This window comes from Streptomyces sp. NPDC050423 (assembly GCF_040655445.1).
Classification (GTDB): Bacteria; Actinomycetota; Actinomycetes; order Streptomycetales; family Streptomycetaceae; genus Streptomyces.
Window position 1 is genome coordinate 74,816 of record NZ_JBFAJY010000038.1, and the last position, 6,675, is coordinate 81,490.

A 6,675-nucleotide genomic window follows, 5' to 3' on the forward strand; every position below is an offset into this window, starting at 1 on the left:
CCTGACCTCTGGCGGCGGCGGCCGGGATGGCAGGTGGGCAACGGCTGAGGTGGAGAATGGCGGTATGGAGCTGAATCCCCTGGAGCAGGCGCTGCACACCGCCCGCGCACGTGTCATGGCCGACCTCGCGGCCGGAGACGTCGCGCACGCGCAGATCGTCTCGATGGTCGAGGACGCGGTGACGCACCGGCGCTGGTGGGTCGAGCAGTGGCCGGAAGGGGCGGAGTTCGTGGTCGGCCTCGTCGCCCAGGACGTCCAGGACGCGCTGCTGGAGGAGTACGGCCGCTGGCCGCTGTGCCCGGTCTGCGACGCGGGCGACCCGCACGCGCTCGACGTGGAACCGGAACTGGGCCCGGACCCGCACTGGGTCTGCACGAAGGCCGCCGTGGCGGTCGCCCCGGTCGGCTCGCTCGGCGGGATACTGCGCCCGTGACGGTCTATGTCGATCCGCCGGACTGGCCGGGGCACGGGCGGCTCTGGTCGCATCTGGTCAGCGACGAGTCGTTCGACGAGCTGCACGGCTTCGCCGCGTCCATCGGCTGCCCGGAACGGGCCTTCGAGCGGGACCACTACGACCTGCCGGAGACCCGGTACGAGGACGCGGTACGGGCCGGGGCCCGGCAGATCGGCTCCAAGGAACTGGTCCGCCGGATCACCGAGGCGGGCCTGCGCCGCCCGAAGGGCCGTCCGGCACCGGGCTGAGCGCGCTCAGACGGTCGTCGAGGGCGCGGACTCCAGCGCCACGCCGTCCGGCCTGGCGGCCGGCGCGCCCGTCACGAGCAGGGAGGACGCGTTGCGGCTGCGCTGGAGCCGCAACGAGAACACCACCGTCACCAGCGCCAGTACGGTCATCGCCGCCCCCGCCCACGCGGTCGCCGCATACCCGAAGTCCGCGTCGATCACCGTGCCGCCCAGCCAGGGGCCGCCGGTGTTGCCGCTGTTGAACGCGGCGGTGGTCGTCGCACCGGCCAGGGTGGGGGCGGCCCCCGCCACGTTGAACATCCGGGCGTTCAGCGCCGGGGCGGTGTAGAACGCCGACAGGCCCAGCAGGAACGAGAGCACGATCACCGCGACCTGGTTGGAGGCGAACAGCGCCAGCGCGGCCAGGAAGACCGTCGACGCGGTGATACCGCTCAGCAGCACCCCGAAGAGGTGCGCGTCCGCGACCCGGCCGCCGATCGTCGTACCGATGAGCGCGCCGACCCCGAACAGCGCGAGCACGGCCGGTACCCAGCCGGAGTCCAGCCCGGCGACGTCCGTCAGCACCGGCGCGAGATAGCTGAACGCGCAGAACACCCCACCGGCCGCGAGCGCGGTGATCGCGATGGACAGCCACACCTGCCGGTCGCGGTAGATGCCCATCTCCCGCTTCAGCTGCGGCTTCTCGTCCGGGACGGGGATACGGGGGATCAGCGTCGCCACCCCGACGAGGGCGATGGCGGAGGCCACGCCGACCGCCCAGAACGCCGACCGCCAGCCGAGGCTCTCCCCGAGGAAGGCGCCCAGCGGCACCCCCAGCACGTTGGCGATGGACAGCCCGCCGATCATCACGGCCATGGCGCGGGCCCGCTGGTCCACCCGGACCATCGCGATGGCGACGGCGGAACCCACGGCCCAGAACCCGGCGCACGCGAAGGCGCTGATCACCCGGGAGGCGAAGAGGATCTCGTACGTCGGAGCGAGCGCGCCCGCGACCTGGCCGAGGCCGAAGACCGAGATCAGCGCGATGAGCGTGGTGCGGCGCGGCAGCCGCAGCGTGGCGACGGCGAGCAGCGGGGCGCCCACCACCATGCCGATCGCGAACGCGGATATGAGGAGCCCCGCGCGCGGGATCGACACGTTCATGTCGTCGGCGATGGGCGGCAGCAGTCCGGAGAGCATGAACTCGCTGGTGCCGAGGGCGAAGACGGAGAGGCCGAGGATGTATACGGCCAGGGGCATAGGTGAGCGGCGGGGGGCAGAGTCGGGCATGACAGGTGCCAACAGCGCGATTGCCCGTTACATTCCCGCCCCGGCGGCCCGGCGGCCCGTCAGCTCAGCGTGCGAGCAGCTCCAGCTCGGTCAGCAGGTTGTGCCGGGCCCTCGGCTCCCACTCGGCCGCCCCGTACGGCGTACGGAACAGCCGCGGCAGCTCCAGAAGCTGCCGCAGCACGGCCGCCCGGCCCTCCCGGAACGTCTCGTCGGGGACGAAGCCGTACTCCTCGCGCACCTGGGCCGCGTACGCGGCGTACTCCTTCGGCGGCGACGCCAGGATCGCCAGGTCCGCGTCGCACAGCACCTCGCCGTTGCTGTCGCCGCCGGCCGGATCGTGCGTGACCGTGAGCCGGACCAGCCGGGCGACCTCGGCGGTGGTCCCGGCGGGCACCCCGGCCTCGGGCAGCGCGCGCTCGGCGAGGACGGCGCTGCGCTCCTCGTTCTCCGAGCGGTCGGGGCGGTAGACCGCGTCGTGGAACCAGGCGGCGAGCCGTACGGCGTCCGCGTCGGCGGCGTGGGAGGCGAGCGTGTCGACGCGGTCCAGGACCGCCGCCAGGTGGGCGGTGGTGTGGTACTTGCGCTGGGGTTCGGCCCAGCGCGCCAGGAGGTTGTCGGCGTACGGCAGCGGATCGGGGCCTTCGGTGCCGCGCCGGGCCGCGACCAGGCAGTCGCGCCACCGGTCGCGGAGTGCGTCGTCGGTGCCGTGGCGGCGCGGCCGGGCGGTGTCGTCGTCCATGCCTGCGAGGTTACGACCTCCGAGGTGACGACTGCCCCGCGCGTTCGCCGAATACCCAAGTCCGCCGGGGAGCGGGATGGTTGGCTTGGGGCATGGCTGACGAACGCGATCCCGGACTGCCCGGTCTCCTCCTGCGCACCGAGCGGGACGAACTCCTCCCGCTGCTGCGGTCCGCCGGCAGGAGCGATTTCGCTCTGCGCACCGCGTGCCCCGGCTGGACGGTGCGGGATGTCCTCGCGCACTGCGGTTCCGTGCTGAACCGGGTGGTGGAGAGCCGGTTCGGGCCGGACGTGTTCAGCCCCGAGTGCAACGACCGCGACATCGCCGAGCGCGCCGACTGGACGGACGCGCAGGTGGTGGACGAACTGGAGCGGGGGATGGCCGAGGCCGGTGCCGCCATCGCCAAGGCGGGCGGGGTGCTGGACGGGGTGGCGCTGGGGGAGTGGATCCACGCGGGGGACGTGCGCGAGGCATGGGGGCTCGAAGGGGCGTACCAGGGCCCCGGGCTGACGCACGCGCTCCGGCTCCTGGCCCCGTTCGCCCGCCGGAAGGCGCCGCTGCTGGTCGCGCGGCTGGAGGACAGCGACGAGGAGCTGACCATCGGGACCGAGCGGGAGGGCCGGGCCCCCGGACGGTACCGGGGGGACGGGGCGACGCTGATCCGGCTGTACGCGGGCCGGCCGCTGGTGGGGACGCGGTACGAGCTGGAGGGCGTGAAGGAGAGCGAGCTGTCCGTCTTCTGAGGCCCGGGACCAGGGCCTGTCGTCGGACTGCCGTCTGCCGTGCGGGCAATGACGGCAGTCCGACGACAGGCGCCGGCGGGCTTCCCGGGCTCGTGTTCTGAGTACGCGGACGCGCTAACGTGCGCTTCGTGACGAATCCGATGAATCCGGCGGACCGGGGGGACGAGCCGGCCGCCGCCGCTCCCATGGACCTCAACGCGGACCTCGGCGAGGGGTTCGGACGCTGGTCGCTCACCGACGACGAGGCCCTCCTCGCGTGCGTGACCAGCGCCAACGTGGCGTGCGGCTTCCACGCGGGGGACCCCTCGGTGATGCGCCGGGTCTGCGACAGCGCGGCCGCCCGGGGCGTGCGGATCGGCGCGCAGGTCTCCTACCGCGACCTGGCGGGCTTCGGGCGCCGCTCCATGGACGTGCCGGCCGGTGAGCTGACCGCCGAGGTGGCGTACCAGATCGGTGCGTTGCGGGTGTTCGCCGAGGCGGCCGGTGCCACCGTCTCGTACGTCAAACCGCACGGCGCCCTCTACAACCGCGCGGTCCGCGACGACGAGCAGGCGGCGGCGGTGATCGAGGGTGTCCGGCTGGCGGGCGGGGACCTGGCGGTTCTCGGACTGCCCGGTTCCCGGCTGCTCGTACGGGCCGCCGAGGCGGGGCTGCCCGCGGTCGAGGAGGCCTTCGCCGACCGCGCGTACACCTCGCGGGGCACACTCGTGCCGCGCACCGAGCCGGACGCGGTCGTGCACGACGCGGACGAGGTCGTGCGCCGCGGCGTCGGTCTCGCGGTGGACCGGAGCGTGATCGCGGCCGGCGGCGGACGGATCGCGGTCGTGGCGCGGTCCCTGTGCGTCCACGGCGACACCCCGGGAGCGGCGGCGATCGCCCGGCGGGTGCGGGCGGCGCTGGAAGGGGCGGGCGTCGTGGTCCGGGCGTTCACGTGAGTACGCCACCGCCGGACGGGGAGGACCGCGGGCCGGCGCCGGTCGTGCTGACCGCGGGGGCGGACGCGCTGCTGGTCGAGCTGGGCTCCGGGGAGGAGACGGAAGCCTTCCACGCGGAGGTGCTGCGGCGCCGCGCGGCCGGCGAACTGCCCGGCGTGCGCGAGGTCGTGCCCGGTGCGCGGACGGTCCTGCTCGACGGCATCGCGCGGGACACGGCCGGGCTCGCCCGTGAGCTGGCGTCCTGGCGGGTACCGCCGCTGCGACGCGCCACCGGGCAACCGGTGGAGATCCCCGTCGTGTACGACGGCCCGGACCTGGCCGATGTCGCCGAGGCGTGGGGGGTCGCCGCCGCCGAGGTCGCCGCCCTCCACACCGGGACCGAATTCCGGGTCGCCTTCTGCGGGTTCGCCCCGGGCTTCGGCTACCTGACGGGCCTGCCCGACCACCTCCACCTGCCACGCCGGGCGACTCCGCGGACCCGGGTCCCGGCCGGTGCGGTGGCCTTGGCGGGCCCCTACACCGGGGTGTACCCGCGCCCGTCCCCCGGCGGCTGGCAGCTGATCGGCCGGACGCCGGACCCGGCCGCCCTGTGGAACCCGGACCGCGAACCGCCCGCACTGCTGACGCCCGGCGCGCACGTCCGCTTCGTCGACGCGGGCACGGGGGCGGGGGCGTGAGCGCGGGGATCGAGGTCGTCCGCGCCGGGGCCCTGACCACCGTGCAGGACGAGGGGCGCTTCGGCCACGCGCACCTGGGGGTGGGGCGGGCGGGCGCCCTGGACGCGCCGTCCGCCCGGCTCGCCAACCGGCTGGCCGGCAACCCCGTCAGCGCCGCACTGCTGGAGACGACCGCCACCGGCTGCGCGGTCCGCCCGAGCCGCGCGGTGCGGGTGGTCGTCGGCGGTGCGCCCTGCCGGGTGACGGTGGACGGGCGGCCGGTGGCGTGGGGTGCCGCGGTGCACGTACCGGCGGGCGCGGTGCTGGACGCCGGTCCCGCGGCGTACGGGCTGCGCGGCTACCTGGCGTTCGCGGGCGGCCTGGAACCGGAGCCGGTGCTCGGCAGCCGGTCCGCCGACCTGCTCTCCGGGCTGGGCCCGGCGCCCCTGAGCGACGGCGACGTGCTGCCACTGGGGCCGCCCCCGCAGGCCGGTACCCCGCCCGCCGCGGCGGTGCCGTGGCCGGGGGTGCCCGCCGAATTGGTGCTCCCGGTGCTCTTCGGCCCCCGCCACACCTGGTTCACGCCCGCCGCCCTGCGCACGCTCACCACGGCGGAGTACCACGTCTCGCCGCAGAGCAACCGCATCGGCCTGCGCACCGAGGGCCCCGCGCTGGTCCGCGCCCGGCAGGGCGAACTGCCCAGCGAGGGGATGGTGCTGGGCGCGGTCCAGGTCCCTCCGGACGGCCGCCCCGTGGTGTTCCTGAACGACCATCCGACGACGGGCGGCTACCCGGTGGTGGGCGTCGTCCCGGAACCCGCGCTGGCGGCGGCGGCGCGGGTGACGCCGGGGACGCCGGTACGGTTCGTGCTCACCGGGAGGTGATCCGGGGCGACCCGGAGTGATCCGGGGCGATCCGGGGTGATCCGCCGGGCCGGCCGCTCATATGCGGGCGCCACGAGGCGGAGCCTCTGGAACGCTTCGGCACGGAATCGCGTCCGGTACCCGCGCCCGGTACCGGGCGGGCGGCCGGAGGCCCGGCTCCCGGAGGGAGCTGAGTCCGGCCGCCCGCGGGCGGGGACGCGCGGTCGGTCACACCCCGGCCCGGAACCCCCGCAGCCGCAGCGAGTTGCCGACCACGAACACCGACGAGAACGCCATCGCCGCACCCGCGATCATCGGGTTCAGCAGACCCGCCGCGGCCAGCGGCAGGGCGGCCACGTTGTAGGCGAAGGCCCAGAACAGGTTCGTACGGATGGTGCCGAGGGTCTTCCGCGACAGCCGGATCGCGTCGGCGGCGGCCCGCAGGTCCCCCCGGACCAGGGTCAGGTCCCCCGCCTCGATCGCCGCGTCCGTGCCGGTGCCCATCGCGAGGCCCAGGTCGGCCTGGGCGAGGGCGGCCGCGTCGTTCACCCCGTCACCGACCATGGCGACGGAACGGCCTTCCGCCTGGAGGCGCTTGACGACGTCGACCTTGTCCTGCGGCATGACCTCCGCGTACACCTCGTCGATGCCGACCTCGGCCGCCACCGACTCCGCCACGGCGCGGTTGTCGCCGGTGAGCAGGATGGGTGTGAGGCCGAGTGCGCGGAGCTTCGTGATGGCTTCGGCGCTGGTGTCCTTGACGGCGTC

Annotated in this window: 9 protein-coding genes; 6 read left to right on the forward strand and 3 right to left on the reverse strand. The window is 75.0% G+C overall.

Features of this window, described 5'->3' with window-relative positions; genetic code table 11:
* Positions 1 to 64 precede the first annotated feature (64 nt).
* Both AB0I52_RS25555 and AB0I52_RS25560 read left to right on the forward strand, forming a co-directional pair.
* Entirely contained in the window at positions 65 to 433 is a 369-nt protein-coding gene (locus tag AB0I52_RS25555; protein ID WP_363076279.1) for a hypothetical protein, read from the forward strand.
* Entirely contained in the window at positions 430 to 702 is a 273-nt protein-coding gene (locus tag AB0I52_RS25560; protein WP_363076281.1) for a DUF4031 domain-containing protein, read from the forward strand. Before AB0I52_RS25555 ends, AB0I52_RS25560 begins: the two co-directional genes overlap by 4 nt.
* Positions 703 to 708: 6 nt before the next feature.
* Here AB0I52_RS25560 and AB0I52_RS25565 read toward each other — a convergent pair whose 3' ends face one another.
* Both AB0I52_RS25565 and AB0I52_RS25570 read right to left on the reverse strand, forming a co-directional pair.
* On the reverse strand, positions 709 to 1,941 hold the full coding sequence (locus tag AB0I52_RS25565; protein ID WP_363076283.1) for a Cmx/CmrA family chloramphenicol efflux MFS transporter: 1,233 nt from the start codon (positions 1,939 to 1,941) through the stop codon (positions 709 to 711).
* A 94-nt stretch (positions 1,942 to 2,035) separates the two neighbouring features.
* Positions 2,036 to 2,710 carry a hypothetical protein gene (locus AB0I52_RS25570; protein ID WP_363076285.1) on the reverse strand — a complete coding sequence of 225 codons (675 nt, stop codon included), beginning with the start codon at positions 2,708 to 2,710 and terminating at the stop codon, positions 2,036 to 2,038.
* A gap of 92 nt (positions 2,711 to 2,802) precedes the next feature.
* Between AB0I52_RS25570 and AB0I52_RS25575 the strand changes: the two genes are divergently transcribed.
* From AB0I52_RS25575 to AB0I52_RS25590, 4 genes are all read left to right on the forward strand, one after another.
* On the forward strand, positions 2,803 to 3,453 hold the full coding sequence (locus AB0I52_RS25575; protein WP_363076287.1) for a maleylpyruvate isomerase family mycothiol-dependent enzyme: 651 nt from the start codon (positions 2,803 to 2,805) through the stop codon (positions 3,451 to 3,453).
* Positions 3,454 to 3,638: 185 nt separating this feature from the next.
* Positions 3,639 to 4,388, forward strand: a complete 750-nt coding sequence (locus tag AB0I52_RS25580; protein ID WP_363076301.1) for a 5-oxoprolinase subunit PxpA — start codon at positions 3,639 to 3,641, stop codon at positions 4,386 to 4,388.
* Positions 4,389 to 4,432: 44 nt separating this feature from the next.
* On the forward strand, positions 4,433 to 5,065 hold the full coding sequence (gene pxpB, locus AB0I52_RS25585) for a 5-oxoprolinase subunit PxpB (RefSeq protein WP_363076303.1): 633 nt from the start codon (positions 4,433 to 4,435) through the stop codon (positions 5,063 to 5,065).
* Entirely contained in the window at positions 5,062 to 5,928 is an 867-nt protein-coding gene (locus tag AB0I52_RS25590; RefSeq protein ID WP_363076289.1) for a biotin-dependent carboxyltransferase family protein, read from the forward strand. The genes pxpB and AB0I52_RS25590 overlap by 4 nt, the downstream gene beginning before the upstream one ends.
* A gap of 207 nt (positions 5,929 to 6,135) precedes the next feature.
* On the opposite strand, the gene AB0I52_RS25595 is transcribed toward AB0I52_RS25590, so the two are convergent.
* Positions 6,136 to 6,675 (reverse strand): HAD-IC family P-type ATPase (locus tag AB0I52_RS25595; protein WP_363076291.1); only part of this gene is annotated, 540 nt, incomplete at its 5' end.

Bases quoted from the DNA above. Each gene is read 5' to 3' on its own strand.
- AB0I52_RS25580 (WP_363076301.1), top strand. From the start codon at position 3,639: ATGGACCTCAACGCGGACCTCGGCGAGGGGTTCGGACGCTGGTCGCTC.
- AB0I52_RS25570 (WP_363076285.1), bottom strand. From the start codon at position 2,710: ATGGACGACGACACCGCCCGGCCGCGCCGCCACGGCACCGACGACGCA.
- AB0I52_RS25575 (WP_363076287.1), top strand. From the start codon at position 2,803: ATGGCTGACGAACGCGATCCCGGACTGCCCGGTCTCCTCCTGCGCACC.
- AB0I52_RS25565 (WP_363076283.1), bottom strand. From the start codon at position 1,941: ATGCCCCTGGCCGTATACATCCTCGGCCTCTCCGTCTTCGCCCTCGGC.
- AB0I52_RS25555 (WP_363076279.1), top strand. From the start codon at position 65: ATGGAGCTGAATCCCCTGGAGCAGGCGCTGCACACCGCCCGCGCACGT.